The organism is Pseudoxanthomonas sp. 68-E7 (assembly GCF_057773145.1).
On record NZ_JBYMTI010000001.1, the window covers coordinates 31700 to 57885 of the forward strand.

Consider the following 26186-nt stretch of genomic DNA (forward strand, 5'->3'; position numbering starts at 1 on the left):
GGGCCCTCGCCCCACCTACTCTTTGGGGGGCCCGCGCCCCACCCTACAGGAAACCAAAATGGCTACCACGCTCAACCCCTCTGAAATCAGCGATCTGATCAAGAACCGCATCGAGAAGGTCAAGCTGGCCGCGGAGTCGCGCAACGAAGGCACCGTCACCAGCGTGTCCGACGGCATCGTGCGCATCTTCGGCCTCGCCGACGTGATGCAGGGCGAAATGATCGAACTGCCGAACAACACCTTCGCGCTGGCGCTGAACCTGGAGCGCGACTCCGTGGGCGCCGTGGTGCTGGGTGACTACGAACACCTGCGCGAAGGCGACGTGGCCAAGACCACTGGCCGCATCCTGGAAGTGCCGGTCGGCCGCGAACTGCTCGGCCGCGTGGTCAACGCTCTGGGCGAGCCGATCGACGGCAAGGGCCCGATCGACGCCAAGCAGACCGCGCCGGTGGAGCGCGTCGCCCCGGGCGTGATCTGGCGCAAGTCGGTCGACCAGCCGGTGCAGACCGGTTACAAGTCGGTCGACGCCATGATCCCGATCGGCCGCGGCCAGCGCGAGCTGATCATCGGCGACCGCCAGACCGGCAAGACCGCGATGGCCATCGACGCCATCATCAACCAGAAGGGTACCGGCATTAAGTGCGTGTACGTGGCGATTGGCCAGAAGGCCTCGTCCGTCGCCAACGTCGTGCGCAAGCTGGAAGAGAACGGCGCGCTGGATCACACCATCGTCGTCGCCGCCACCGCCTCCGAGTCGGCCGCGATGCAGTACATCAGCGCCTACTCCGGCTGCACCATGGGCGAATACTTCCTGGATCGCGGCGAAGACGCCCTGATCGTGTACGACGATCTGTCCAAGCAGGCCGTGGCCTACCGCCAGATCTCGCTGCTGCTGAAGCGCCCGCCGGGCCGCGAAGCCTACCCGGGCGACGTGTTCTACCTGCACAGCCGCCTGCTGGAACGCGCCGCGCGCGTGTCCGAGGAGTACGTCGAGAAGTTCACCAACGGCGAAGTGAAGGGCAAGACCGGCTCGCTGACCGCGCTGCCGATCATCGAAACCCAGGCCGGTGACGTGTCCGCGTTCGTGCCGACCAACGTGATCTCGATCACCGACGGCCAGATCTTCCTGGAAACCGACCTGTTCAACGCCGGTATCCGTCCCGCCGTCAACGCCGGCATCTCGGTGTCGCGCGTCGGTGGCGCCGCCCAGACCAAGATCATCAAGAAGCTCTCCGGCGGCATCCGCATCTCGCTGGCGCAGTACCGCGAGCTGGCGGCGTTCGCCCAGTTCGCCTCGGACCTGGACGAAGCCACCCGCAAGCAGCTCGAGCGCGGCCAGCGCGTCACCGAGCTGATGAAGCAGAAGCAGTACGCGCCGATGCCGATCGCGCTGCAGGCCCTGTCGATCTACGCGGTCAACGAGGGTTACATCGACGACGTGCCGGTCAGCAAGATCCTGGCGTTCGAAGAGGCGCTGCACGCGCACTTCGCCAACACCCAGGGCGAGCTGATCGAGACCATCAACAAGACCGGCAACTGGAACGACGACATCGAAGGCGCCTTCAAGAAGGGCATCTCCGAGTTCAAGCAGACCGGGACCTGGTAAAGAGCCGGGATTAAGGAATCGGGATTGGGGATTCGTTGAGGCGCTTGCGCCTTCCCCCTCCTCCCGAATCACGAGCGAGCGAAGCGAGCGAAAGATGGCAGGCGGACGCGAAATCAAAACCAAGATCAAGAGCGTGCAGAACACCCGCAAGGTGACGCGCGCGCTCGAGATGGTCTCGGCTTCCAAGATCAGGAAGGCGCAGGACCGCATGAAGACGTCGCGCCCGTACGCGCGTGCGATGAAGCAGGTCATCGGCCACCTGGCCCAGGCCAACACCGATTACCGCCATCCCTTCATGGTCGAGCGGCCGGAAGTGAAGCGGGTCGGCTACATCGTCATCTCGTCCGATCGCGGCCTGGCCGGCGGCCTCAACAACAACCTGTTCCGCAAGATGCTGGGCGAAGTGCGCGGCTGGCAGGACAAGGGTGCCGAGGTCGACGTGGTCACCATCGGCCAGAAGGCCTCGGTGTTCTTCCGCCGCATCAAGGTCAACCTGGTCGGCAGCGTCTCCCACCTGGGCGACAACCCCAAGCTGGACCAGCTGATCGGCGTCATCAAGGTCATGCTGGACGCCTATACCGAAGGCAAGCTGGATCGCGTGTTCGTGGTGTACAACGGTTTCGTCAACACCATGACCCAGCGTGCCTCGTTCGACCAACTGCTGCCGCTGCCGGCGGCGGAGACGCAGGTGGCCCACCACGACTGGGACTACATCTACGAACCCGACGCGGCCACCGTGCTTGACCACGTGATCACCCGCTACATCGAGGCGCTGGTGTACCAGTCCGTGCTGGAGAACCTGGCGTCGGAACACGCCGCGCGCATGGTGGCGATGAAGGCGGCCAGCGACAACGCGACCAAGCTGATCGGCACGCTGAACCTGGTCTACAACAAGGCCCGCCAGGCGGCGATCACCCAGGAAATTTCCGAAATCGTCGGCGGCGCGGCGGCAGTCTGACGCGCGTAGCCACAAGAATTCATCTAGAGGAATGCAGCAATGAGTCAGGGCAAGATCGTTCAGATCATCGGTGCGGTGGTTGACGTCGAATTCCCGCGCAGTGAAGTGCCGAAGGTGTACGACGCGCTGAAGGTCGAGAACACCGCGATCACGCTGGAAGTCCAGCAGCAGCTCGGCGACGGCGTCGTGCGCACCATCGCCCTCGGTTCCACCGACGGCCTGAAGCGCAACCTGGTCGCAGTCAACACCGGTCGCGCCATCTCGGTGCCGGTGGGCAACGGCACCCTCGGCCGCATCATGGACGTGCTGGGCACGCCCATCGACGAAGCCGGCCCGGTGCAGGCCAGCGACCACTGGGAAATCCACCGTGCGGCCCCGTCGTACGAAGACCAGTCCTCGGCCAACGACCTGCTGGAAACCGGCATCAAGGTCATCGACCTGATGTGCCCGTTCGCCAAAGGCGGCAAGGTCGGCCTGTTCGGCGGCGCCGGCGTCGGCAAGACCGTCAACATGATGGAACTGATCAACAACATCGCCAAGGCGCACAGCGGTCTGTCCGTGTTCGCCGGCGTGGGCGAGCGTACCCGCGAGGGCAACGACTTCTACCACGAGATGAAGGACTCCAACGTCCTCGACAAGGTGGCGATGGTGTACGGCCAGATGAACGAGCCGCCGGGCAACCGCCTGCGCGTCGCGCTGACCGGCCTGACCATGGCCGAATACTTCCGCGACGAGAAGGACGCTTCGGGCAAGGGCAAGGACGTGCTGCTGTTCGTCGACAACATCTACCGCTACACCCTGGCTGGCACCGAAGTGTCGGCGCTGCTGGGCCGCATGCCGTCGGCGGTGGGTTACCAGCCGACCCTGGCCGAGGAGATGGGCGTCCTGCAGGAACGCATCACCTCGACCAAGACCGGTTCGATCACCTCGATCCAGGCCGTGTACGTGCCCGCGGACGACCTGACCGACCCGTCGCCGGCGACCACCTTCGCGCACTTGGACGCGACCGTCGTGCTGTCGCGCAACATCGCCTCGCTGGGTATCTACCCGGCCGTGGATCCGCTGGACTCCACCAGCCGCCAGCTCGACCCGAACGTGATCGGCCACGAGCACTACGACACCGCCCGCCGCGTCCAGGCCACCTTGCAGAAGTACAAGGAACTGAAGGACATCATCGCGATCCTGGGCATGGACGAACTGTCCGAAGAGGACAAGCAGGCCGTGTCGCGCGCGCGCAAGATCGAGCGCTTCTTCAGCCAGCCGTTCCACGTGGCCGAAGTGTTCACCGGTTCGCCGGGCAAGTACGTCGCGCTGAAGGACACCATCCGCGGCTTCAAGGCGATCGTCGATGGCGAGTACGACCACCTGCCGGAGCAGGCGTTCTACATGGTCGGCAGCATCGAGGAAGCGGTCGAGAAGGCCAAGAAGATGGGCGCGTAAGCGTCCTCTTCTCGGGATTAGGGATTCGGGATTAGAGATTCGCAAGAGCGGGATAGGTGCTGGATCGGGTGTGGGCGATGGGATGCTTCGGTGCTTCCCGAATCCCCAATCCCGGATCCCCAATCCCGCCTCGCGCAGCGAGGAACACCATGAGCACCATCCGTTGCGACATCGTCAGCGCCGAGCAGGAAATCTTCCACGGTGAAGCCACCCTGGTCGTCGCCACCGGCGAGCTCGGCGAACTGGGCATCGCCCCCAAGCACGCGCCGCTGATCACCCGCCTGAAGCCGGGCAAGGTGGTGGTGACGCTGCCGAGCGGCGAGCACCTGGACTTCGCCATCTCCGGCGGCATCCTGGAGGTGCAGCCGCAGGTCGTCACCGTGCTGGCCGACACCGCGATCCGCGCCCAGGACATCGACGAAGCCTCGGTGCGCAAGGTCAAGGAAGAAGCCGAGCGCGTCCTGGCCAACAAGGACCCGAAGATGAGCGCCGAGGAAGCCCAGGCCCAACTGGCCATGAGCATCGCCCAGCTCAGCGCGCTGGAACGCCTGCGCAAGAACTTGAAGCACTGAAAGGTCCGGTTCGCACTACGAAAAACGCCGGCACCGCCGGCGTTTTTTCTTTTTTTGGGGACGACATTCCCGTGGCTTCGCCGAAAGTCGGCCCTGCGTCCACGCCTGACTAGCGGTAGACCACGTACCGCCACAGGAAAAAGGCAACCAGCGCCAGGGTGGCCTCCACGACCGGCTTGGCCAGCCAGGCCTGCTTCAGTCCCGGGCCGGATGCGATGGCGGCCACCAGCCAGGTACTGACCAAGGTCAGTGCCAGCCAGACCAGGATGAATCGCAACAGGCGATGCCAACCCAGTTTCGGTCGGCCTTGCTGCGCGAACGTCCAGCGCCCGTTGAGCCAGAAACCGAGCAGCGCACCGCATACGCGGCCAGCAAGGTTGGCTGGTGCGGCCGGCAACCCGAGGGCGCTCAGGACGACGAACACCAGCCAATCCACCAGCAACTGCGCGATTCCGGCGGCGACGTAGCGGGGTCCTTGCTTCAGCAGGCTCACGGGCAGTGGAGGCGGGCGTGGGTGGCCGGACATGCTAACCGTTGACGTGCCGTAGAATCGACCCTCAAGGAAACACCCCTACAGGAAGCCCTATGTCCCACCCCCTGCACGTCATCATCCTCGCCGCCGGCGAGGGCAAGCGCATGAAATCGGCGTTGCCCAAGGTGCTGCAGCCCATCGCCGGGCGGCCGATGCTGGCCCACGTCATCGAAGCGGCGCGGGCGCTGGCGCCGGCCGGCATCCACGTGGTGTACGGGCATGGGGGAGACCAGGTGCAGGCGGCGTTCGCCGATCAGGCCGATCTGCAGTGGGCGCACCAGGCGCAGCAACTCGGGACCGGCCACGCGGTGGCCCAGGCCATGCCGCAGGTGCCGGACGCGGCCAGCGTGCTGGTGCTGTACGGCGACGTGCCGCTGACCCGGGCGGAAACCCTGCAGAAGCTGCTGGCCGCGCCGGGCCGGGTCGCCGTGCTGGTGGCGGAGCCCGAGGATCCCAGCGGTTACGGGCGCGTGCTGCGCGACGCCGAAGGCCGGGTCGCGGCCATCGTCGAACACAAGGACGCGAGCGACGAACAACGCCGCGTCCGCACCATCAACACCGGCATCATCGCCGCTGAATCCACTGCCCTGCGTCGCTGGCTGTCGGCGCTGTCCAACCACAACGTCCAGGGCGAGTACTACCTGACCGACATCTTCGCGTCGGCGGCGGGCGAGTTCAGTCCGGCGGAAATGGTGCTGGTGGCCGATCCCGTCGAGGCCGAGGGCGCCAATGATCCCTGGCAGCTGTCGCAGCTGGAGCGCGCCTACCAGCTGCGCGCCGCGCGCGCGCTGTGCACCCAGGGTGCCCGTGTGCTGGATCCGTCGCGCTTCGATCAACGCGGCACGGTGAAGGTGGGGCGCGATGTCGAGATCGACGTCGATGTGATCCTGGAAGGCGAGGTCGACCTCGGCGACGGCGTGCGCATCGGTGCGTTCACCCGGCTGAAGGACGTCAAGCTGGGCGCCGGCACCGTGGTGCGCGCGCATTGCGATCTGGAGGGCGTGATCGGTGGTGACGCCGCGCAGATCGGCCCTTATGCGCGCCTGCGCCCGGGCACGGTGCTGGCCGATGGCGTGCACGTCGGCAATTTCGTCGAAACCAAGAAGATCACCCTGGGCAAGGGCAGCAAGGCCAACCATCTGACCTATCTGGGCGACGCCGTCATCGGCGCCGGCGTCAACATCGGCGCGGGCACCATCACCTGCAATTACGATGGCATCAACAAGTTCACCACCACCATCGAGGACGGCGTGTTCGTCGGTTCCAACTCGTCCCTGGTGGCACCGGTGACCCTGGGCCACAACGCGACCATCGGCGCGGGTTCGGTGATCACCAAGAACGCGCCCGCCGACCAGCTCACCATCGCCCGCGGCCGGCAGATGAGCGTGGAGGGCTGGCAGCGGCCCAAGAAGAAATCCTGAGGCGGAGCCGGGCGGACAAGCGCGTCGTAGGAGCGACATGAGTCGCGACCAGGCCGCCATGGGCGAAGGATGACCTGGCGGTATTCCGTGGCGCCGTTCGTCGCCCGGTGACAAGGGACAGGTGTCGGGCATGCTGGAGGGTCGCGACTGACGTCGCTCCTACAGGGCGACGATTTTCGTGCAGCGGCGCGAGCCCCGCCTTACTGCCCCGTAATCTGTCTTGTGGGAGCAACGTGAGTCGCGAGCATTTTGCTCCAAGCGCATTCGCACCACGCCCTGTGCCGGTATTCCATGTATCGCGACTTATGTCGCTCCCACAGGGGGATTTGGAGCCGCCGAAAGGCTTCAAGCAACCGGATTGTCCGGCAGTTGGATCGCCACGCACAGGCCGCCGCCTTCGCGGTTGTGCAGGGACAGGCGGCCGCCGTGGGCCTCGACGATTTCGCGGGTCAGCGCCAGGCCCAGGCCGGTGCCGTTGCGTTTGGTGGAGTAGAACGGCACCAGCGCGTTCTGCAGCACCGCGTCGTTCATGCCACTGCCGCGGTCCATCACTTCCAGCCGGATCCATTCCGGCAGGCGGGTGACCTTCATCGCCACGCCGTCCATCGCGGAACCGGATTCGTGTGCGTTCTTCAACAGGTTGAGCAGCGCCTGTTCCAGTTGCGCCGGATCGATGCGGCTGCTCAGATCCTCGTCCGGTATTTCCAGTTGGAACGTGATCTGCCGGCGCAAGCCTTCCAGCCAGGTGTTCCAGTGGACGGTCTGCAACTGCGGCTGCGGCAGTTTGGCGAAACGCGCGTAGCCACGGATGAAGCCTTCCAGGTGGCGGGCGCGATCCTCGATGGTGGAGAAAATCTCCTCCAGCCGGTCATGGCGACCGCGCCGGGTCAGTTCGCTGCCCGAATGCGCCAGCGAGGCGATCGGCGCCAGTGAATTGTTGAGCTCGTGGCTGATCACGCGGATGACCTTCTTCCAGGTCATTACTTCCTGCCGGCGCAGTTCACTGGTCAGCAGGCGCAGCAGCAGCAGCTCGTGGCGGCGGCCATTGAGGCGGAAATAGCGGCGCGCCAGGTGGTAGACCTGTTCTTCCTCGTCGCTGTCCGCCTGCGCCACCGCGAACAGGCTGTCGCCACCGCGTGCCAGCGCTTCGCGCATTTCCAGCGGCGCGTTCTCCAGCAGCGAGTCGAAATTCTGTCCTTCCAGCTTCCAGCCACCGTGCAGCAACTTGCGCGCGGCGACATTGGCGAACACCACCCGGCGCACGCTGTCGCCGCCGGTGGCCAGCAACAGCATCGCCACCGGCGTGTTCTGGACCATCGTATCGAGCAGCAATTCGCGCTGGACCAGGCTCTGGCGCTGCTCGCGCAGCACGTCGCCCAGCTCGCCATGCGAGGCCACCAGCCCGCCCAGCTCGTCCGGGCTGTCCCAGTGGATGCCGAAGTTGTACTCGCCGTCGCGATAGCTGTTCACGCTGCCGGAGAGCGCCCGGAACAGCGAGTTCATCGGTGCCAGCGCACGCCGCACCGCCAGCATCACCAGCGGCAGGGCGATCAGGGCCGACAGCAGGAAAGCCAGCCGGTCATCGCCCAGCCAGCGATGCAGCAGCAGCGGCAGGCCGATGGCCACCGCCATCGAGGGCAGCAGCCACAGCAGCAGGCGACCGGCGAGCGAGCGGCGGATCATTCGCGGGGAATACCGTAGCGGTCCATGCGCCGGTACAGCGCCTGCCGGCTCAGGCCCAGTTCGGCCGCGGCCTGCGCGATCACGCCGCCGGCCCGCGCCAGCGCGTTCTCCAGCGCTGCCTTGTCGGGCTCGTCGACGGGGGCGCTGCGTACCGGCGCCGATCGGGGCAGGTTGAGATCGTCGGCTTCGATGCGGGCGCCCTGCGCCAGCAGTCCGGCGCGCTGCATCACGTTGCGCAGTTCGCGCACGTTGCCTGGCCAGCCATGCCGCGCCAGCGCGGTTCGCGCGGACTCGCCGATCGGTTTGTCGGCGGGTCGGAAATGCTCAGCCAGCGGCAGGATGTCGCCCGGCCGTTCGGCCAGCGGCGGCAGGTTCAGTTCAATCGCGTTGAGCCGGTAGTACAGATCCTCGCGGAAGCTGCCTTCGCGGATCATGGTCGGCAGATCGGCATTGGTCGCGCTGATCACCCGCACGGTCACCCGGCGCTCGCGGTTGGAGCCCAGGCGCTCGAAGCGGCCGGTTTCCAGCACGCGCAGCAGCTTCATCTGCCCGGCCAGCGGCAGGTTGCCGATTTCGTCGAGGAACAGGGTGCCGCCGTCGGCGGCCTCGAACTTGCCTTCGCGCGCCTTGTTGGCGCCGGTGTAGGCGCCGGCCTCGGCGCCGAACAGTTCGGCCTCGATCAGTTCGGACGGCAATGCGCCGCAGTTGAGGGTCACGAACGGACCGGTCTTCACGCTGGAATTGGCCTGGATGATCTCGGCGATCTTCTCCTTGCCGCTGCCGTTGGGACCGGTGATCAGCACCGGCAGATCCGAACGCGCCACCTGGCAGGCCAGCGCGATCATGCGTTCGCTGGCCGGATCCTCGAACACCAGTCCCCGCAGGTCGTAACGGGAGGCGAGTTGTTCGCGGCTGCGCCGTTCGCGGTTGCGGCGACGATCCAGTTCGCTGCGCGCTTCCGACAGTTCGACCAGGTTGTTGACCGTCGCCAGCAGCTTGCGATCGTCCCAGGGCTTGGCGATGTAATCCACCGCGCCGGCCTTGATCAGGTTCACCGCCGCTTCCAGGTGGGTCCAGGCGGTCAGCAGGATCACCGGCAGGTCCGGATGTTGCGCGCGGATTTCGGCGAACAGCGCTTCGCCTTCCGCCCCGGAGGTGGTGTCTGCGGAGAAGTTCATGTCCTGGATGACCAGGTCCACCGGTTCCTGCCGCAGCGTGGCCAGGCCGGCCTCCGGCGACTCGGCATGCAGGGTGGTGATGTCGTGCAGGGAAAACAGGACTTCCAGCGCGGTGCTGACGGCGCGGTTGTCGTCGATGACGAGGATGGTGGGCATGCCTATAGCCTAACCCACGGCCTGCGTGTCACGCGCTCGGGCGCGACACCGGAGGCGCGCCACGCCGGCCAGGTGGCGGCGAGTTGCGACGCCGCCACGATCAGCAGCGCGGCGCCGGCCAACCACCACGGCGACGCCGGTTCGGCGGTCCATGGCGCGGGCAGGCGATGGAACAGTTCGCGCGCGGCAAACGCGCCGAGGACGATGCCGGCCAGGGCGATCAGGAAATGCTCCCAGCGCACCGCCAGCCGGATCTGCCGCGCGGTGGCGCCGACCGCGCGATGCAGGCTGATCCGCGGCGCGCTCTGCTGCACCCACAAATGACCGGCCACGCCCAGGCTCAGCAGGGTCAGCAGCCACCAGCCGGCGGCGCAGGCCAGCGTCGTCCACCGCCAGCGATTTTCCGCATGCAGGGTCAGCAGGCGCATCTCGTCCACGCGCAACGGCATGGCCACCGGGCGTGCGGGATGGCGCGCGACCAGGAAGGCATGGACCCGTCGCGCCACCGCATCGCGCTGGCGTGGATCGGTGCGAATGAGCAGATGCGCCCAGGACGCGTCACCGGGTCGCAACGGCAGCAGCATCGCCGCGCCGGGCGTGGCATTCCCCAGGCTGCCCAGCGGCAGCGGCAGGTGCTCGACGATGCCGACGATGCGTACCGGCCGTGGCAGGCCGACGATCGGCCGCCCCACGGCCGCCTGGCCGGGATAGAGCTGATCGGCCAGGGTGCGGGTGATCACTGCCGGCAGTTCGGCATCTCGCCGGGAATGGGCCGCCATGATTTCCTCTTCGCCGGCCCGCAGCCCGCGTCCGGCGCTGATCCGCAGGCCAAGCGTGGCCGGCAGTTCGGAGCCGCCCATATAGAGACTGGCGATCAGGTTCCGGCCGATCGGGAGGCGGGTACCGATCGACGCATTCCATGAATTGCGCGCATACGGCACCTGGTTGCAGGCGATGGCGGCGCGCACGCCGGGCAGATCACGCACGGCCCGGGTCAACGCCGGCACGTCGATCACGTCGCCGGCGCCGCCCATGGGCGGCACCACCAGCAAGGCGGTTTCGTCGACGCCGCTGGGGGCTTGCCGCGCATGCCGCCAGTTCGCCTGTGCCTGCCAGGCGAGATACAGCAACAGGAAACCGACCGCGACTTCCAGCACCAGCAGCGTGGCCAGGCCGCGATGACGGCACAGCGGCAGCCGCGGAAGGCGGCACAGGGAACGGAGGTCCATGGTTCACCCGGCGGAAGAGGACTCCCCGCCGTCAGGCGGGGAGTCGATGGTGGGCGAAGCGGATCAGGCGCTGCGGGTCGCCACCGCCGGCGGTACCGACGCCGCGCGCAGGGCGGGGCCGAGCACCGATGCCTGGCCCAGCAGCCACAGCAGCACCGCGCCCACCGGCAGGTAGTACAGCGGCAACCGCGCCAACTCGTACTTGCCCATCAGCATCTGGTTGATGCCGTAGGCCAGGGCCATGCCGATGACGATACCCAGCGAGGCGAGCAGGAAGTTCTCGGTCTGGAAGTAGCGCAGGATCTGTCGCCGGGTCGCGCCCAGCGCCCGCCGCACGCCGATCTGCTTGGAGCGCTGCTGCACCCAGAAGCTGGCCAGGCCGACGATGCCCAGGGCGGTCACGATCAGCAATGCCACGCACACCGCCACCAGCAGCCAGGCCATCGAGCGGTCCTGCCGGTAGAAGTTCTGGCGCATTTCCTCCAGGGTGTCCTTCTCCAGGATGATGCGGTTCGGGCTGTTCTTCAGCAGCACGTCCTCGGCGGCCTTCAGCACTTCGGCGCGGCGGCCAGGTTCGGTGCGCAGCAGGTAATGGCCGCCGACGTTGTAGTGCACCCGGATCGGGAAGATCATCGAATACTCGTATGCGGTCGGACCGCCCTGATCGCTGGGACGCACCAGGTGGTCGACGATGCCCACGATCTTGATCGGCTCGTTGCCCCAGCTGTAGAACGTCTTGCCCAGCGCATCTTGATCCGGGTACAGCGCCTTGGCCATGCTGCGGGTGATGATCACCGACGGGATGTTGACCTTGACGTCGGGCTTGTTCAGTGTCTCCCACTCGATGAATTCATCGGCATTGAACTTGCGGCCGGACACCAGGTTCAGGCCCAGCGTATCGATCATCTGATCGTCGGCCATGTACACCGTGGCGTTGAGGTTCTGGTGGGTCTGGTCCTGCTGCAGGCGGACGCCGCTGTTCCAGGAGCTGTTGTTGAACGCGACCTGGTTGGTCGCCGAGGCGAACTTGACGCCGGGAATCGAACGCAGGGAAGCCAGATCGGTCTTGGTCAGTGCTTCGGCGTTGTCGTCCTGGCCGATGCCGGTCAGCTGCACGCGCACGACCTCGTTCTCGGCCAGGCCGCTGACGCGGTCCATGCGTTCGATCCGTCCGTTGATCAGGAACAGGGCGTTGCAGATGATCGCGCAGCTGAGCGCGATCTCGATGACGATCAGCGCGGCGGCGGTCTTGTGCCGGCGCAGCGCGGAGAAGATGGGGCGGATATCCATGAGGTGTGCTCCGGGAAGTTGCCGAACCGGCCGAGGGTTGCGCGGGAGAGAGAGCTACCGCGTGCGCCCCGGCCGGACCGGCCGCTGGATCATTGGGATTTGAGCTGGATGGCCGGGGTCACCTGGCAGGCGCGCCAGGCGGGCAGCAGGCCCGCCAGGACACTGGCCAGGATGGCGAGGCCGAACGTGGTCAGCAGCATCACCGGATCCAGATGCGCCAGTTCGGCGTAGCTGGCCGGCTGCTGGCGCACCGCCCACAGGCCCAGCAAGGCAAGTCCCAGTCCGAGCAGGCCACCGGCCAGGCCGATGGTGCCGGCCTCCACCAGCGCCTGGGTGAAGATCGCTCCCTTGGAGGCGCCCAGCGCGCGGCGCACGCCGATTTCGCTGGAGCGGCGCATGAACTTGGCCAGCAGCAGGCCGACCGTGTTGATCAGGCACACCAGCAGGAAGCCGAATGCCAGCCAGGTCTGCAGGCGCACGTCATTGGGCACGACCCGCTTGTAGTCCAGCCACGCCATGACGTTGCGCAGGCGCACGTTGGTCGGGCGCTCGAAACGGCCGGAACGGCGCTGCTGATCGGAGTAGTTCACCAGGTACTGCCGATAGGCTTCCACCTTCTCCGGCGAGTCCAGCTGCACCCAGTACTGCATCCACACGCAGGGCGCGTTGACCCCGGTCTCGTCGCCGTTGCTGTCGCCCCAGCAGTCCATCGAGCCGTTGCGTCCCATCTTCAGGTTCACGGCGGTGGAGAACGGCAGGAACGCCTGTTCCACCTCGCCGTAGCGATCACTGTTCATGTCATAAAAGCGCGGGGTGGGGCGCCAGTCCTTCAGCACGCCGATCACGCGGAACTCGTGCTGGTCGATGCGGATCGACTTGCCCACGCTGTTGCCGCCGTCGAACAGTTTGTCGTTGAGCTTCTTGGAAATGACCGCCACCCGTGCCTGGGCGTCGTCCTCCTTGGCGGTCCAGCCATTGCCGTGGTCGAACGGGGCGTCGAACATCGGGAAGAAGTCGGCCGAGGTGTAGCGCGCGTCCACCACGAACGGCGACAGGCCCTGCTTCTCCGGTTCGATGCTGATGCCGCCGCCGGTCATCAACGCCTGGCGATCGCCCTTCTTCTCTCGCAGCAGCGCCTCGGCGTCGAAACGGGTGACCTGTTCCACCGGCTCCTCGCCGGCGACGTAGCCATCCATGGTCTGGGGATCCATCTGCGGATAGAACAGGGTGTGGCTGCGACCCGGCATCGGATCGCCGGACAGGATGTAGAACACGGTCAGGGTGGTCATGCTGGCGCCGATGCCCAGCGCGATGGCCAGCACCATCAGCGCGGTCAGCACCTTGTTGCGCCTGAAGCTGCGCAGGGCGAGCTGGAAGTAGTAACCGAACATGGTCAGCTCCTCAGGCCTGGGCGGGAGCGAGGTTGACGTCCAGGCCCACCGTGGAAATCAATCGCGGTTCGGTGGTCAGGTCGGTGGCGGCGCCATCGACGATGTGCACGTTGCGCTGCGCGCGCGCGGCCAGTTCCGGATCGTGGGTGACCATGATGATGGTGGTGCCCTGGCTGTTGATTTCCTCCAGCAGTTCCATCACCCCACGCGCCATCTGCGAGTCCAGGTTGCCGGTCGGTTCGTCCGCCAGCAGGATCTTCGGCGTGCCGGCCAGGGCGCGCGCGATGGCCGCGCGTTGCTGCTGGCCGCCGGACAGTTCCGACGGGTAGTGCTTCATGCGCGAGCCCAGGCCGACCCGGGTCAGCGCGTCCTCGATGCGCTGCTTGCGCTCGGCGGCGCTCATGCCGCGATAGCGCAGCGGCACGTCGACGTTGTCGAACAGGTTCAGATCGGGAATCAGGTTGAAGCTCTGGAAGATGAAGCCGATCTTCTGGTTGCGCAGCTTGCTGCGCGCGTCGTCCGACAGTCCGCTCACGTCCTGGCCGTCCAGGGTGTAGGTGCCGCCGGTGAAGGTTTCCAGCAGGCCGGCGATGTTGAGGAAGGTGGTCTTGCCCGAACCCGACGGACCGGTCACCGCGACGAACTCGCCATCACGGACGTGCAGGTCGAGGGAGCGCAACGCGTGCGTCTCCACCTGGGAAGTGCGGTAGACCTTGGAAACCGAACGCATCTCGAGCATGGCGAAGTCCTTCTGGTGTGTGCGAAACATGGAAGTCCGGGAATACGGAACGACGGATACGAAAACAGGAAACGGAAGATTCGATTCGGGTGGTCAGTTGATCGAGACGCGCTCGGCGTCGCCGAACTGGTCGCTGCCGGAGACGACCACCTTGTCGCCCGGCTGCAGGCCGCTGATGACCTCCACCGCGCTCAGGCTGCTGACGCCCAGCTCGACCGGACGGCGCACGGCGGAGCTGCCGTCCATCACGTAGGCGTAGCGGCCGCCGGACTGCTCGACGAACGGACCCCGCTCGACCATCAGCACGTTGCGGCGCGTGTCCATCAGGATGCGCGCGCTCATGCGCTGGCTCTGGCGCAGGCCGGGCGGCTGCTTGTCGCTGAAGCGGATGCGCGCGTTGACCTCGCCGTTCACCACTTCCGGCGAGACCGCCGAGATTTCGCCCGGGAACGGCTGGCCGTTGCTGGTCAGCTGCGCCGGCATGCCGATCGCCAGGTCGCGGGCGAAGCTCTCCGGCACCTTGATCTCCACCTCGAACCTGGACAGATCCACCACGCTCATCACCGGCGCGTTGATCGCCACGTTGGAGCGCTGCACGGCCTGCACCTGGCCGACCTGGCCATCGAAGGGCGAACGCAGGGTCAGCGCATCCACCTGGCGCTGCACCTCGGCCACGATGGACCGCTGGCGTTCGGCCAGCAGCTGCTTGTTGCGGGCATCCAGGCTGGCGCCCTGGCCCTGCAGGTTCACGTCCTTGCGGGCGTGGTCCATCGCGATCTCGGTCTTGCGCAGATCGTCCTTGGCCTTGGCCACGTCGATCTGCGGCACCGCGCCGCCGTCGAAGCCGCGCTGGTAGCGTTCCAGATCGCGCTGGGCGGCCTGGCGATCGATGTCGGCCTGGTCCAGCGCCTTCTGGGCATTGGCGCGGGTCACCGCCGCATCCAGGGTGGCGCGGCTGGCCTCGGCTTCCAGGCCGGCCAGCGCCGCCTGCTCCTGCGCCAGCTTGCTGCGCAGTTCTGGGCTGTCGATTTCGGCCAGCACCTGGCCCTTGGTCACCTTGTCGCCGGCCACCACCTTCAGGGTCACCACGCCGCCGGCGATGGCGTACAGGGTGGGGCTGTTGGAGGCGATGAGGCGGCCATCGGCGGAGATGTCGCGGACCAGATCGCCACGCTTGACCTCGGCGATGCGCACCCGCGCGCCGTCGAAGGAACGGCTGCCGCCCACCCAGCCGCGCACCGCGAACACGATGACCAGCAGCAGGGCCAGGCCACCGGCGGCCGGCAGCAGCCAGCGCTTCCACGGACGGTTGGCGGCGGCGGCGGGGCCGGCGCCTAGGGGGCGGTCTTGCGCGGAGGTGTCCCGAATCATCGATGGCATGCGTTTATTGGGAAGACGCCCCAACAATGCAGAATGCGTGCCAATCGCAACTGGTTGATTGCAAAGGGGGAGAGGGGCGTCGGAACGGTGTCCGGGTGTCCGCGGACACCGGCGCGGACACTGTCCGTTCTGTCCACCCCCGGTACAATCCGGACTCGTTTTGACTCAGGTGGACAAGACTCTATGTGCGGGATTGTGGGAGCGATCGCCGATCGCGACGTGGTACCGGTACTCATCGAGGGACTGAAGCGGCTGGAATACCGCGGCTATGACTCCGCCGGCATCGCCGTGGTCGAGCAGAAGGACGTGCGCCGGGTGCGCCGCACCGGCCGCGTGTCGGAGATGGAGAGCGCCGCCGCCGCCGAGGGCTTCAACGCCAGCCTGGGCATCGGCCACACCCGTTGGGCCACCCACGGCGGGGTCACCGAGGCCAACGCCCACCCGCACATCAGCCACGGTGTGGCGCTGGTGCACAACGGCATCATCGAGAACCACGAGGAGCAGCGCGAGAAGCTGCGCGCGCTGGGCTACGAATTCGAGTCGCAGACCGACACCGAGGTCATCGCCCACCTGATGCACCACCACCTCAAGGGCGGTGACGACCTGCTCGCCGCGCTGCAGCGCACGGTCAAGGAACTCACCGGCGCCTATGCGCTGGCCGTGGTCAGCCGCAAGGAGCCCGAGCGCATGGTCTGCGCCCGCATGGGCTGCCCGCTGCTGATCGGCCTGGGCGAGGGCGAGAACTTCATCGCCTCGGACGTCTCGGCCATCATCCAGGCCACCCGCCGGGTGATCTTCCTGGAAGAGGGCGACACCGCCGAAGTCACCCGCCAGGCCGTGCATGTGTTCGACGGCAACGACCAGCCGGTCGAGCGCGAGGTGCACGTTTCCGACGTATCGCTGGCCTCGCTGGAACTGGGCCCGTACCGCCACTTCATGCAGAAGGAAATCCACGAGCAGCCGCGCGCGATCGCCGACACCATCGAGGCGGTCATCGATGGCGGCTTCCTGCCCACCCTGTTCGGCGCCAACGCCGAAGCGGTGCTGAAGGACATCGAGGGCGTGCAGATCCTCGCCTGCGGCACCAGCTACTACGCCGGCATGACCGCGCGCTACTGGATCGAGGCCATCGCCGGGCTGCCGTGCAGCGTGGAAATCGCCAGCGAATACCGCTACCGCGCCGCCTACGCCAATCCCAAGCACCTCATCGTCACCATCTCCCAGTCCGGCGAAACCCTGGACACCATGGAGGCGCTGAAGTACGCCAAGTCGCTGGGCCACCAGCACAGCCTGTCGATCTGCAACGTGCCGGAGAGCGCCATCCCGCGCGCCAGCGAACTGGTCTGCTACACCCGCGCCGGCGCGGAAATCGGCGTGGCTTCCACCAAGGCCTTCACCACCCAGCTGGCCGCGCTGTTCCAGCTCACCGTGGTGCTGGGCAAGCTGCACGGCAAGGTCACCCCGGAGCAGGAAGCCGACTATCTGGAACAGCTGCGCCACCTGCCCGGCAGCGTGCAGCACGCGCTCAACCTGGAACCGCAGATCGCCGCCTGGGCCGAACGCTTCGCACCCAAGTCCGACGCGCTGTTCCTCGGCCGCGGCCTGCACTACCCGATCGCCCTGGAAGGCGCGCTCAAGCTCAAGGAAATCTCCTACATCCACGCCGAGGCCTATCCGGCCGGTGAACTCAAGCACGGCCCGCTGGCGCTGGTCGACGCCGACATGCCGGTCGTCGTCATCGCCCCCAACGACATCCTGCTGGAAAAGGTGAAGTCCAACATGCAGGAAGTCCGCGCCCGCGGCGGGGAACTGTTCGTGTTCGCCGACCAGGACAGCAACTTCACCGAGTCCGAAGGCGTGCACGTCATCCGCACCCCGCGCCACACCGGCGTCCTCAGCCCGGTGGTCCACACCATTCCCGTCCAGTTGCTGGCATACCACACGGCGCTCGCGAGAGGAACGGACGTGGACAAGCCACGCAACCTGGCGAAATCGGTGACGGTGGAATAATCAAGACAAGGGCCGCGAAAGCGGCCCTTGTGCTTTATTGTGTAGCTAAAGCGTTTTGGGCGAATACAGTTGTTGATTGGAATCCGATCGTAGAAGAAGTCGACGCTAGGTGGTGCTGTGTCTTGTGTGCAGATTCATGGCTAGAGTCCAGCATCTAGCCCGAGGGAAGGTCGACATAAATGGAACGCAATGAGAGTAATGCACTATGACGACGTTACGGGTTGATCTAAAGCACAGTCGGACCAAAGTCGACAAAGCGGGGCGAGACTTGGTTTCCCTTGCTGATATGCCCGAACAAATGGAAGACGTCCTCGCGATCGTTAATGATTGGAGGTCTTTTCATGCCTTTCCGCTCAATTCGATAACCGTTGGACTCAAGCTGAAGGCAAAACGGATTGATGGAGATGCATTGGTTGTTCAGCGCCTAAAAAGGTCAAGATCGATTCTATCTAAACTCATTCGTGAGCCGAAAATGAGGCTTACCCAAATGCAAGATACGGGTGGTTGTCGCGCCGTTCTTGATACAGTTGATTCCGTTTACCGCTTAAAGGAATCCTACCTTGACAAAAATGGGCAGTATGAGGTCGTCCAAGTAGATGACTACATTAGGTCTCCAAAAAAATCAGGCTATAGAAGTCTTCATATTGTTCTTAGATACAACAGCAAGAAATATCCGAAATACAACAAGCTTCTAATCGAGGTTCAAGCTAGAACTTTGACGCAACACTCTTGGGCGACTGCGGTAGAAACGGTTGGGGCTGTAATTGGTCAGGCTCTGAAGTCGAGCGAGGGCGAAGAGCAGTGGCTGTCCTACTTTCAGAATGCTTCATTAGCGTTGGAATACATGGAGAAGCCTTTTTTTACTACCATCATCCCTCAGTCGCTCGGGGTAATCGCTAGAAACATTGTGGCCCTGGATAAGAAGCTTCAAGTATCCAAGAAACTTAATTCATATCGGGACGCTTTAAAGGAAACGGAGAGCGTAGGGTTAAGAAAGGATGGCTACTTTCTCTTGGTTCTTCTGCCTGCTCAGCCGGAATTGCAGGTATTCTATTTTTCAAAGAGAAACGCAGACGAAGCTTACCGTGAGTACGAGCGTTATGAGCGACTTATTCCAATGAAGGTAAATGGACCGCAGTTGCCGCTTTTTCCGGATTTGGTTAATTACTCTGGGGCTCAAGCAGTTCTTGTTGGTGCCGAATCATTTAAGTCATTGCGCGAGTCATACCCAAACTACTATTTGGATACGGAGCATTTCTTAAGTAATATTGCTGAGTTCGTAAAAAGGCATAGAAGATCTCCATGAAGCTAGGATTCATAGGAGACGACTAACTTTGAAGTCAGATCTATTGAATCACTGCGCATCACTCAGCACACTCCGTTCCCGGAGCGTAGGAACTCCAACGTAGTGCGAAGCCAGTTCAATGAATTTCGATGGCTATTTCGTACCGGCATCACCGGTACTTCCGACGTTCTGCAGTTCCAGGTCGGGAGGGCGGCTAATACAAGACCTCGATAGAGGGAATATGCCCGCCGACACTACGCGGTTTTCCTAACCTCCCGACACCCGTCTGCATTTCCGTAGGCGGGTTTTCACACGGAAAAGGAGTACCGCATGAGCAAGACCCAACCGCCGCCCGATCGCCGTTCCGGTTACCTGCTGACCGACGACGGCTATCTGCGCTTGCGCTGCCTGCACGGCCAGCTTCGTTTGATGAGCCATCTGAGCCTGGCTTGCCAGGGCGTGGAGGATGGCGAGGAACCGCATGTTCCCATCAAGGACTGGTACGCCAGTTTCGATGCGTTCGCCACGCAGGCCAAGCACGTTCTCGACACGATGGCGTGGATGCCGCCGCCGAAACCCGACACCCAACACTGATCCACTGGCATTCGCCAGTACCCGGCGCCCCTGCGCAAGGTGCCCGATCCGACATCCCGGGATGTCGGATCATTGTCACTGGAATCCCGCCATGTCGGGAAACGCCATGCCGGAGGCATTTGAACGCCTGACGACCTCCCAAAGGCGTCGGACGCTGTCCGATAGTCGCTTCCCGCGACGTAGCAGGAATGGACAAGCGGTTTTCCAAACCACAATCCTGGGAGGAAGGCATGGGCAAGCTCATCGCGGTGATGCGCTGGTTGTTCGGTCTGTTCTACGTCTACGTGGGTGGTTCCTGGTTCATCCACTGGATCCTGGGAAAGCCCTGGGTCGTACCCGAGGAAACGCCTCCCGCCCGCGCCCTGACCACCGCGTTGAGCGCCAGCGGCATCGTCGATCCAATGATTGCCGCCACCTGCCTGGTGGGCGGCCTGCTCCTGCTGGTCCGGCGCACTGCGCCGCTGGGCATCGTGGTGTTGTTTCCGCTGGTGGCCGGCATCTTCCTGTTCCATCTGCTGCTCAACCAGAACGCGGCGTGGGGAACGTTCCATCTGGCCTGGTTGCTGCTGCTGGCCTGGTGGCATCGGGCGGCGTACCGGCCGATGTGGAGTCACGGTGTGGGGCGGACTGCGTAGGTCGGCGGGTCCGCTGCGCTTCTTGCGCGTCTGACCCTGGCTGGAATGGCTTGTGGGATCCTTGTTTTCAACGCGAAGAGCAAATCCCCCGTCGCCTGCTGCGCAGGCGCCCGCCCCCTTTTTCAAAGGGGGCTATCCCGCCGGGATGTCCTTTCTGGAGAACCACTGGCGCCACGTGCCACGTGCCGCGGATGATGATGGCACTGCGAGTGCGCGTTAGGTGCGACGGAAACGCGCTTTTGCCTCCCCCTTCGAAGAAGGGGGACTGAGGGGGATTTGCTTTTCAGCAAGAGATAGCCGCCCGAGGTAGGAAAGCAATATCGGAAAACAAAAACGGCTGCTGCGGCTCCCTCAGGCAATCAAACGCCGCGATACCTCGTGGCGACCCGGCATATCGCGTGGCGCAACCGCCCATGCCTTCGCCACTTCCCGCACCGCACGCACCAGCTCCTCTTCCGACTTCGCATACGGAATCCGCAGCCAGCCGTCGGTGCCGCCTTCCACGCTGAAGACCGGGCCGGGAGCGAGATGGATGCCGTTGCGTTCCATCTCCGCGCACAGGCGGGTGGCGCTGCCGTGTGGCAACTGCACCCACAAGGTCAGGCCACCGGCGGGCACGCGGAAGCGCCAGTCCGGCAGGTGTTCACGCAGGGCGTCCACCAACGCGTCCCGGCGCTGGCGCAGTTGTTCGCGGCGACGGGCGAGGATGTCGGGCTGGGCCAGCAATTCGGCGACGACCAGTTGGTCGAACAGCGAGCTGCCCAGGTCGAATTGCACGCGTGCGCTGATCAACCGGCTGAGCAGATCGCGCGGTGCGCGGATCCAGCCCACCCGCAGGCCACCCCAGAACAGCTTGGAGGCGCTGCCCAGGGTGATGGCGTCGGCGGCGTACGCGGCGAAAGGGGCGGGCATCGGTGCGTCCGACAGCGCCGTGGACTGCAGGGTTTCGTCGACGATGGCGGTGGTGCGCGCCTGCCGCAGCACGGCGGCATAGCGCGCGCGGGTGGCGTCGCTCATCAGGAAGCCGGTGGGATTCTGGAAATCCGGAATCAAGTAGGCCAGGTGCGGCGAGGTCTGCCGCAAGGTGGCTTCGATGCCCTCCAGGTCCCAGCCGTCCTCGCCCAGCGGATTGGCCAGCGGCGCGCTGATCAGCTTGCCGCCGCCCAGGCGCAGCGCTTCGATGGCATTGGAATACACCGGCGATTCGAGCATCACCCGATCGCCTGGACGCGAAAGCGCGCGGGCGACGATGGCCAGCGCCGACAAGGCGCCGGAGGTGACGATGATCTGTTCCGGCGCGGTCGGCACGCCGCGTCGAACGTACGACGCGGCGATCATCGCCTGCAGGTTGGGCAGGCCCGAGGGCAGATAGCCATCGCTGCCCAGATAGGACGGCAGGACGGCCAGCGCGCGCTCGTAGGCGGCGGCCACGCCGGGCGTCGCCGCGCCGGCCGCGCAGTTCAGATCGATGCCACCTTCGGGAGAGCCGCCGCGGGCGAGCGCGTGGAGGGCGTGATCGTGCGCGCGACGGCGATCCACCGGCACGGTCGCATAGGTGCCCGCGCCTTGCCGCGCGCTGGCGAAGCCGGCGGCGATCAGATCCGCGTAGGCGCGGGTGACGGTGTTGCGCGAGACGCCCAGCGCCAGGGTGACGGCGCGTTCGCTGGGCAGACGGGTGCCCAGCGGGATGCGGCCGTCTCCGATCAGTTCCTGCAGCGCCTGGCGCAGGCCGCGATAGGCGGGGGAGCGGTTGAAGTCGCCGACCAGGGTGGCGAGGCGTTCGGGGGCCAGGGCGCGGTTCATGGGGCCACTATCGCACGATTGGCCCTATAAAAAAGGTCCAATCGCCTCCAAGGTGGCTCCATGGCAACGATCTCCCCCTCCTTGGGCCTGTCCAATCTGGGCCCCCTCGCGCAGCTCAAGGCCGGGCGCCTGCCCGAACGGCTGTTCCGGCTGCTGGTCGGTCTCTGGCTGTATGGCCTGGCCATCGCCCTGATGGTGAAGGGCGCCATCGGCGCCTCGCCCTGGGACGTGTTCCATCTGGGCCTGTCGCTGCACCTGCCGGTGTCGTTCGGCGTGGTGATGATCATCACCGCCGTGGTGGTGTTGCTGGGGTGGATACCGTTGCGGCAGATGCCGGGCCTGGGCACGGTCGCCAACAGTCTGTTGCTGGGGCCGTTCGCCGACATCAGCCTGGCGATGCTCGGCGTGCCGGAAAGCCTGTGGCTGCGCATCGCCTACATGCTGGCGGGCGTGGTGACCTGCGCCTTCGCCACCGCGTTGTACGTGGGCGCGCAACTGGGACCGGGACCGCGCGACGGTCTGATGACCGGATTGTCGCGTCGCACCGGCTGGTCGATCCGCAAGGTGCGCACGATCATCGAAGTCACCGTGCTCATCGCCGGCGTACTGCTGGGTGGCGTCGCCGGCGTGGGCACGGTGATCTTCGCCCTGGGCGTTGGGCCGCTGACCCAGTTTTTCCTGCGCTACCTGGTGGTGCGGCTGGACGAACCGGCGCCACGCGCGGCCGTGCCGGAGGAAGCCTGATGAACGCCAACGTGCTGCGCTACAGCGCCTTCACCATGGATCCGGCGGGTGGCAATCCCGCGGGGGTGGTGCTGGACGCGCGGGATCTGTCCGATGCCGACATGCAGCGCATCGCCACCGAGGTGGGCTATTCGGAAACCGCTTTCCTGTTGCCGCGCGCGGACGGCGAACTCGACGTGCGCTACTTCAGCCCGCTGGCGGAGGTGCCGTTCTGCGGCCACGCCACCATCGCCGCGACGGTGGCGCACGCGGTCGCGCATGGCACCGGCGAGAAGGTGCTGCACACGCGCGCCGGTCGGGTGCGGGTGGACGTCGATGGGCAATCGAGGGCCACCCTGGCCAGCGTCGAGCCGCGCGTGGCGGCGCTGGCGGACGGCGATCTCGATCGGCTGCTGGCGGCATTGCGCTGGCGGCGCGATGACCTCAATCCCGCGCTGCCCCCGGCGGTCGCCTATGCCGGCGCCTGGCATCCGATCATCGCGGCGGCCACGCGGGACCGCCTGGCACGATTGGACTACGACTTCGATGCGCTCGCCGATCTGATGGCGCGGTGCGGCTGGACCACGGTGAACCTGATCTGGCGCGAGGACGGGCAGACCTTCCACGCCCGCAATCCCTTCCCGCCGGGCGGCGTGGTCGAAGACCCGGCGACGGGCGCGGCGGCGGCGGCCCTGGGTGCCTATCTGGACAGCCGCGATGCGTTGCCGGCGCAGCGGCGTTTGCTCATCCGGCAGGGGGACGATCTCGGCCGTCCGAGCCGGATCGAGGTGGCGGTGCCCGCGAATCTCCGTGAAGGCGTGCGCGTCAGCGGCCGCGCGGTGAAGATCGAAAGCGCGTAGGCGCGTCTCCCTGCCGGATTGAACCGCGAACCGTCGCAAGGACGATTCGCGTCCATGGCAAGTGGAAATACGGCATAAGCATATGCGTCCCGGCCATCACCGGATGACGCCGCTTGCCGTTATGGTGAGCGTCCTGCCTGGGGAATCCACGCTGCATCCGCGCTTGCGATGCGTCGGGGGCGACGCAGGCCAGCGTTCCTTCCTGACCGTGGCGGCGCTGGCACGGCTTCACGGCGCGTCATCCACGGATCCCGGCATGATTTTCCTTCTTTTGCCGGGTAACGCATGTCGAAAATTCCGTTTCCATGGGCCGTGCTGGCCGCTGCGCTGTCTCTCCCACCAGCGGCCAGCGCGGCCGACCCGTCGCCGCGGTTGATCGGCTATGACGCGATCGCCAGCGCGGCGCAGATCGCAGTGGAGCAGCGCTTCGACCGGCAGGTCGAGCAGGCCGACTATCGCGGCTGGCTGCAGCAATGGTCCGCCGCGCCCAACCAGGTGGGCGCGCCGCACAACCTCGCCAATGCGCGGGACATCCAGCGCAGGTTCCAGAGCTACGGTTGGGAAGCCCGGATCGAGGAATACCAGGTGTACTGGCCGGCACCGCGTTCGGTGGAAGTGGAACTGCTGGCGCCGACCGCCTATCGCGCGCGCCTGAGCGAGCCGGCGCTGCCGGCCGATCGGACCTCCGCGCAGACGCAGGATGTGCTGCCGCCTTACGTGATCTACGGCGGCAGCGGCGAGGTCACCGCGGATCTGGTCTACGTCAATTACGGCCTGGCCGAGGACTACCGTCTGCTCGCGCAGCAGGGTGTGGACGTGAAGGGCAAGATCGTCATCGCCCGCTACGGCAAGGGATGGCGCGGACTGAAGCCGCGGCTGGCGCAGGAACATGGCGCGGTCGGCACGCTGATCTATTCCGATCCGCGTGATGACGGCTACTTCCAGGACGTCGCCTATCCCGACGGGCCGGCGCGCAGCGAATGGAGCGTGCAGCGTGGATCGGTGCTGAACTTCGCGCGCTATCCGGGGGATCCGCTGACGCCGGGAACCCCTTCCGTCGCGGGTACGCCGCGCCTGTCGCCCGACGAGGCGGCCAGCGTCCTGCGCATTCCCACGGTGCCGATCAGCTGGGGCGATGCCAGGCCATTGCTGGCGGCGCTGGGCGGGCCGATCGCGCCGGAATCGTGGCGCGGCGCCTTGCCGCTGACCTATCGCGTCGGCGGCGACGACAAAGTCCGGTTGCGCCTGAAAGTGGACAACGAGGCGCAGACGCGCACGCTCTACAACGTCATCGCCACGCTGGCGGGCAGCGAACAGCCGGATCAATGGGTGGTGCGCGGCAACCATCGCGATGCCTGGGTGCTGGGCGCCGCCGATCCGCTGTCGGGCACGGCCGCGTTGCTGGCCGAGGCGCAGGCCATCGGCGCATTGGCCCGGCAGGGTGAACGTCCGAAACGGACCCTGGTGTACGCCAGCTGGGATGGCGAGGAAGCCGGCCTGCTGGGTTCGACCGAATGGGTGGAACAGCACGCCGACGAACTGCGCGCCAAGGCAGTGTTGTACGTCAACACCGATGGCAACGGACGGGGTTTCCTGGAGGCCGGCGGCTCGCATGCGCTGCAGGCGCTGGTCAACCAGATCGCCGCGCAGGTGCGGGATCCGGACAGCGGCGTGAGCGTGCAGCAGCGCTGGCGGGCGAAGGTGCGACTGGATGCGCTGGCCGGCGATGCCAGGCCGGCGCTGAAGGAAGCGGCGCAGCGCGCCGAGCGTGGCGAGGATATGCCGCTGAAGGCATTGGGCTCGGGCAGCGATTACAGCCCGTTCCTGCAGCATCTGGGTCTGCCGACCTTGGATCTGGGCTACGGCGGGCACGGCGGCGGCGGTGGCGTCTACCACTCGCTGTACGATTCCTACGACTACTTCGCCCGCTTCATCGATCCCGGATTCCAGTACCTGCCGCTGCTGGCGAAGACCGCCGGGCGCGCGGTGCTGCGCACGGCCAACGCGCCGGTCCTGCCGCAGCGCTTCGAGGATCTGGCCACCGCCATCGACGGCTTCGCGCGGCAGTTGAAACAGCAGGCGGACGCGCAACGCACGACGGCGGCAACGGAAAAGCGGTTGGCCGAAAGCGGTGCGTATGCCGCCGCCAGCCATCCGAACCGCCCGCTCGCCGCGCCCACGCCCGCGCCGACGGTACCGGCGCTGGACTTCAGTGCGCTGGACAAGGCGGTCGCGCGCCTGGCCGAGAGCGCGAAACAACTGGATCGGCGTCTCGCGGAGCACGGGCCGTCCTTGCCACCCGCACGCCGCGCCGGCATCAACGCGGCCATCCAGCGGCTGGATCAGGTGCTGCTCACGCCGGAAGGACTGCCTGGCAGGCAGTGGTACCGGAACCTCATCTATGCCCCCGGCCTGGCCACGGGTTACGAAGTGAAGACGCTGCCGGGCATCCGCGAGGCGCTGGAGGACGGACGCTGGGACGATCTGGCGCGTTACGTCGACAGGACGGCCGCGGCATTGGATGCCTATCGCGCCGGACTGGTGGCGCTGGAGGCGGAACTGGCGCGCTGAGGCGGCGGCTCGCCATGGCGGGAAATCGCCGCGGCGCGCATTTGACAGCCGGCGAGGACAGGCTATCGTGACGCTCCCCATCGCGTCCCGGCCGACTTCGTCGGCGCCCTCGCATTTCCACGTTTCCACG

The 26186-nt window shown here is 66.0% G+C and carries 21 protein-coding genes; 12 read left to right on the top strand and 9 right to left on the bottom strand.

Features of this window, described 5'->3' with window-relative positions; genetic code table 11:
* Positions 1–58 precede the first annotated feature (58 nt).
* The 4 genes from atpA (at position 59) to AC3DE2_RS00180 (ending at position 4576) form a co-directional block, all read left to right on the top strand.
* Positions 59–1606 (top strand): F0F1 ATP synthase subunit alpha, encoded by a 1548-nt coding sequence (gene atpA, locus AC3DE2_RS00165; RefSeq protein ID WP_488424524.1) that lies wholly within the window; start codon positions 59–61, stop codon positions 1604–1606.
* Between the two features lie 94 nt (positions 1607–1700).
* Positions 1701–2564: a F0F1 ATP synthase subunit gamma gene (gene atpG / locus AC3DE2_RS00170; protein WP_488424525.1), complete on the top strand. Its 864-nt coding sequence runs from the start codon at positions 1701–1703 to the stop codon at positions 2562–2564.
* 39 nt (positions 2565–2603) lie between these two features.
* Complete coding sequence (gene atpD / locus AC3DE2_RS00175) at positions 2604–4004, top strand: F0F1 ATP synthase subunit beta (RefSeq protein ID WP_295377399.1); 1401 nt, start codon at positions 2604–2606, stop codon at positions 4002–4004.
* A 149-nt stretch (positions 4005–4153) separates the two neighbouring features.
* Positions 4154–4576 carry a F0F1 ATP synthase subunit epsilon gene (locus AC3DE2_RS00180; RefSeq protein WP_141454320.1) on the top strand — a complete coding sequence of 141 codons (423 nt, stop codon included), beginning with the start codon at positions 4154–4156 and terminating at the stop codon, positions 4574–4576.
* A gap of 109 nt (positions 4577–4685) precedes the next feature.
* Here the strand turns inward: AC3DE2_RS00180 and AC3DE2_RS00185 are convergent, their stop codons facing one another.
* A complete protein-coding gene (locus AC3DE2_RS00185) occupies positions 4686–5069 on the bottom strand; it encodes a GtrA family protein (RefSeq protein ID WP_488424526.1) in 384 nt (127 codons plus the stop codon).
* Between the two features lie 92 nt (positions 5070–5161).
* Here AC3DE2_RS00185 and glmU point away from each other — a divergent pair, with 92 nt between their 5' ends.
* Positions 5162–6529 (top strand): bifunctional UDP-N-acetylglucosamine diphosphorylase/glucosamine-1-phosphate N-acetyltransferase GlmU, encoded by a 1368-nt coding sequence (glmU, locus tag AC3DE2_RS00190; protein ID WP_488424528.1) that lies wholly within the window; start codon positions 5162–5164, stop codon positions 6527–6529.
* A 345-nt stretch (positions 6530–6874) separates the two neighbouring features.
* Here the strand turns inward: glmU and AC3DE2_RS00195 are convergent, their stop codons facing one another.
* From AC3DE2_RS00195 to AC3DE2_RS00225, 7 genes are all read right to left on the bottom strand, one after another.
* Complete coding sequence (locus AC3DE2_RS00195; RefSeq protein WP_488424529.1) at positions 6875–8212, bottom strand: sensor histidine kinase; 1338 nt, start codon at positions 8210–8212, stop codon at positions 6875–6877.
* A complete protein-coding gene (locus AC3DE2_RS00200) occupies positions 8209–9546 on the bottom strand; it encodes a sigma-54-dependent transcriptional regulator (protein WP_295376538.1) in 1338 nt (445 codons plus the stop codon). Before AC3DE2_RS00200 ends, AC3DE2_RS00195 begins: the two co-directional genes overlap by 4 nt.
* Before the next feature lie 2 nt (positions 9547–9548).
* Positions 9549–10775, bottom strand: coding sequence for an FtsX-like permease family protein (locus AC3DE2_RS00205; RefSeq protein ID WP_488424530.1), 1227 nt, complete (start codon positions 10773–10775; stop codon positions 9549–9551).
* Positions 10776–10838: 63 nt separating this feature from the next.
* A complete protein-coding gene (locus AC3DE2_RS00210) occupies positions 10839–12065 on the bottom strand; it encodes an ABC transporter permease (protein WP_295376542.1) in 1227 nt (408 codons plus the stop codon).
* Between the two features lie 89 nt (positions 12066–12154).
* The gene (locus AC3DE2_RS00215; RefSeq protein ID WP_488424531.1) at positions 12155–13456 is read right to left on the bottom strand and encodes an ABC transporter permease; all 1302 of its coding nucleotides are present in this window, start codon (positions 13454–13456) and stop codon (positions 12155–12157) included.
* Between the two features lie 10 nt (positions 13457–13466).
* Complete coding sequence (locus AC3DE2_RS00220) at positions 13467–14195, bottom strand: ABC transporter ATP-binding protein (RefSeq protein ID WP_295376546.1); 729 nt, start codon at positions 14193–14195, stop codon at positions 13467–13469.
* 93 nt (positions 14196–14288) lie between these two features.
* The gene (locus AC3DE2_RS00225) at positions 14289–15566 is read right to left on the bottom strand and encodes an efflux RND transporter periplasmic adaptor subunit (RefSeq protein WP_488425225.1); all 1278 of its coding nucleotides are present in this window, start codon (positions 15564–15566) and stop codon (positions 14289–14291) included.
* Positions 15567–15758: 192 nt separating this feature from the next.
* On the opposite strand from AC3DE2_RS00225, the gene glmS reads away from it, so the two are divergent.
* The 4 genes from glmS to AC3DE2_RS00245 all read left to right on the top strand — a co-directional run bounded on the left by glmS (position 15759) and on the right by AC3DE2_RS00245 (position 20099).
* Positions 15759–17585: a glutamine--fructose-6-phosphate transaminase (isomerizing) gene (glmS, locus tag AC3DE2_RS00230; RefSeq protein ID WP_488424532.1), complete on the top strand. Its 1827-nt coding sequence runs from the start codon at positions 15759–15761 to the stop codon at positions 17583–17585.
* 205 nt (positions 17586–17790) lie between these two features.
* On the top strand, positions 17791–18891 hold the full coding sequence (locus tag AC3DE2_RS00235; protein WP_488424533.1) for a RelA/SpoT domain-containing protein: 1101 nt from the start codon (positions 17791–17793) through the stop codon (positions 18889–18891).
* A 309-nt stretch (positions 18892–19200) separates the two neighbouring features.
* Positions 19201–19464, top strand: a complete 264-nt coding sequence (locus tag AC3DE2_RS00240; RefSeq protein WP_295382895.1) for an XAC0095 family protein — start codon at positions 19201–19203, stop codon at positions 19462–19464.
* A 230-nt stretch (positions 19465–19694) separates the two neighbouring features.
* The gene (locus AC3DE2_RS00245; protein WP_295382897.1) at positions 19695–20099 is read left to right on the top strand and encodes a hypothetical protein; all 405 of its coding nucleotides are present in this window, start codon (positions 19695–19697) and stop codon (positions 20097–20099) included.
* Positions 20100–20450: 351 nt separating this feature from the next.
* On the opposite strand, the gene yczR is transcribed toward AC3DE2_RS00245, so the two are convergent.
* Positions 20451–21902: a MocR-like transcription factor YczR gene (gene yczR / locus AC3DE2_RS00250; protein ID WP_488424534.1), complete on the bottom strand. Its 1452-nt coding sequence runs from the start codon at positions 21900–21902 to the stop codon at positions 20451–20453.
* Positions 21903–21962: 60 nt separating this feature from the next.
* On the opposite strand from yczR, the gene yczE reads away from it, so the two are divergent.
* From yczE to AC3DE2_RS00265, 3 genes are all read left to right on the top strand, one after another.
* Entirely contained in the window at positions 21963–22646 is a 684-nt protein-coding gene (gene yczE / locus AC3DE2_RS00255; protein WP_488424535.1) for a membrane protein YczE, read from the top strand.
* Positions 22646–23485, top strand: coding sequence for a PhzF family phenazine biosynthesis protein (locus AC3DE2_RS00260; RefSeq protein WP_488424537.1), 840 nt, complete (start codon positions 22646–22648; stop codon positions 23483–23485). The genes yczE and AC3DE2_RS00260 overlap by 1 nt, the downstream gene beginning before the upstream one ends.
* Before the next feature lie 285 nt (positions 23486–23770).
* The gene (locus AC3DE2_RS00265; protein WP_488424538.1) at positions 23771–26056 is read left to right on the top strand and encodes a M20/M25/M40 family metallo-hydrolase; all 2286 of its coding nucleotides are present in this window, start codon (positions 23771–23773) and stop codon (positions 26054–26056) included.
* Positions 26057–26186 lie beyond the last annotated feature (130 nt).

Bases quoted from the DNA above. Each gene is read 5' to 3' on its own strand.
- yczE (WP_488424535.1), top strand. From the start codon at position 21,963: ATGGCAACGATCTCCCCCTCCTTGGGCCTGTCCAATCTGGGCCCCCTC.
- AC3DE2_RS00265 (WP_488424538.1), top strand. From the start codon at position 23,771: ATGTCGAAAATTCCGTTTCCATGGGCCGTGCTGGCCGCTGCGCTGTCT.
- AC3DE2_RS00245 (WP_295382897.1), top strand. From the start codon at position 19,695: ATGGGCAAGCTCATCGCGGTGATGCGCTGGTTGTTCGGTCTGTTCTAC.
- yczR (WP_488424534.1), bottom strand. From the start codon at position 21,902: ATGAACCGCGCCCTGGCCCCCGAACGCCTCGCCACCCTGGTCGGCGAC.
- atpG (WP_488424525.1), top strand. From the start codon at position 1,701: ATGGCAGGCGGACGCGAAATCAAAACCAAGATCAAGAGCGTGCAGAAC.
- AC3DE2_RS00240 (WP_295382895.1), top strand. From the start codon at position 19,201: ATGAGCAAGACCCAACCGCCGCCCGATCGCCGTTCCGGTTACCTGCTG.
- AC3DE2_RS00220 (WP_295376546.1), bottom strand. From the start codon at position 14,195: ATGCTCGAGATGCGTTCGGTTTCCAAGGTCTACCGCACTTCCCAGGTG.
- AC3DE2_RS00180 (WP_141454320.1), top strand. From the start codon at position 4,154: ATGAGCACCATCCGTTGCGACATCGTCAGCGCCGAGCAGGAAATCTTC.
- AC3DE2_RS00195 (WP_488424529.1), bottom strand. From the start codon at position 8,212: ATGATCCGCCGCTCGCTCGCCGGTCGCCTGCTGCTGTGGCTGCTGCCC.
- AC3DE2_RS00210 (WP_295376542.1), bottom strand. From the start codon at position 12,065: ATGGATATCCGCCCCATCTTCTCCGCGCTGCGCCGGCACAAGACCGCC.
- atpA (WP_488424524.1), top strand. From the start codon at position 59: ATGGCTACCACGCTCAACCCCTCTGAAATCAGCGATCTGATCAAGAAC.
- AC3DE2_RS00235 (WP_488424533.1), top strand. From the start codon at position 17,791: ATGACGACGTTACGGGTTGATCTAAAGCACAGTCGGACCAAAGTCGAC.
- glmU (WP_488424528.1), top strand. From the start codon at position 5,162: ATGTCCCACCCCCTGCACGTCATCATCCTCGCCGCCGGCGAGGGCAAG.
- AC3DE2_RS00200 (WP_295376538.1), bottom strand. From the start codon at position 9,546: ATGCCCACCATCCTCGTCATCGACGACAACCGCGCCGTCAGCACCGCG.
- AC3DE2_RS00260 (WP_488424537.1), top strand. From the start codon at position 22,646: ATGAACGCCAACGTGCTGCGCTACAGCGCCTTCACCATGGATCCGGCG.
- AC3DE2_RS00215 (WP_488424531.1), bottom strand. From the start codon at position 13,456: ATGTTCGGTTACTACTTCCAGCTCGCCCTGCGCAGCTTCAGGCGCAAC.
- glmS (WP_488424532.1), top strand. From the start codon at position 15,759: ATGTGCGGGATTGTGGGAGCGATCGCCGATCGCGACGTGGTACCGGTA.
- atpD (WP_295377399.1), top strand. From the start codon at position 2,604: ATGAGTCAGGGCAAGATCGTTCAGATCATCGGTGCGGTGGTTGACGTC.
- AC3DE2_RS00225 (WP_488425225.1), bottom strand. From the start codon at position 15,566: ATGATTCGGGACACCTCCGCGCAAGACCGCCCCCTAGGCGCCGGCCCC.
- AC3DE2_RS00205 (WP_488424530.1), bottom strand. From the start codon at position 10,775: ATGGACCTCCGTTCCCTGTGCCGCCTTCCGCGGCTGCCGCTGTGCCGT.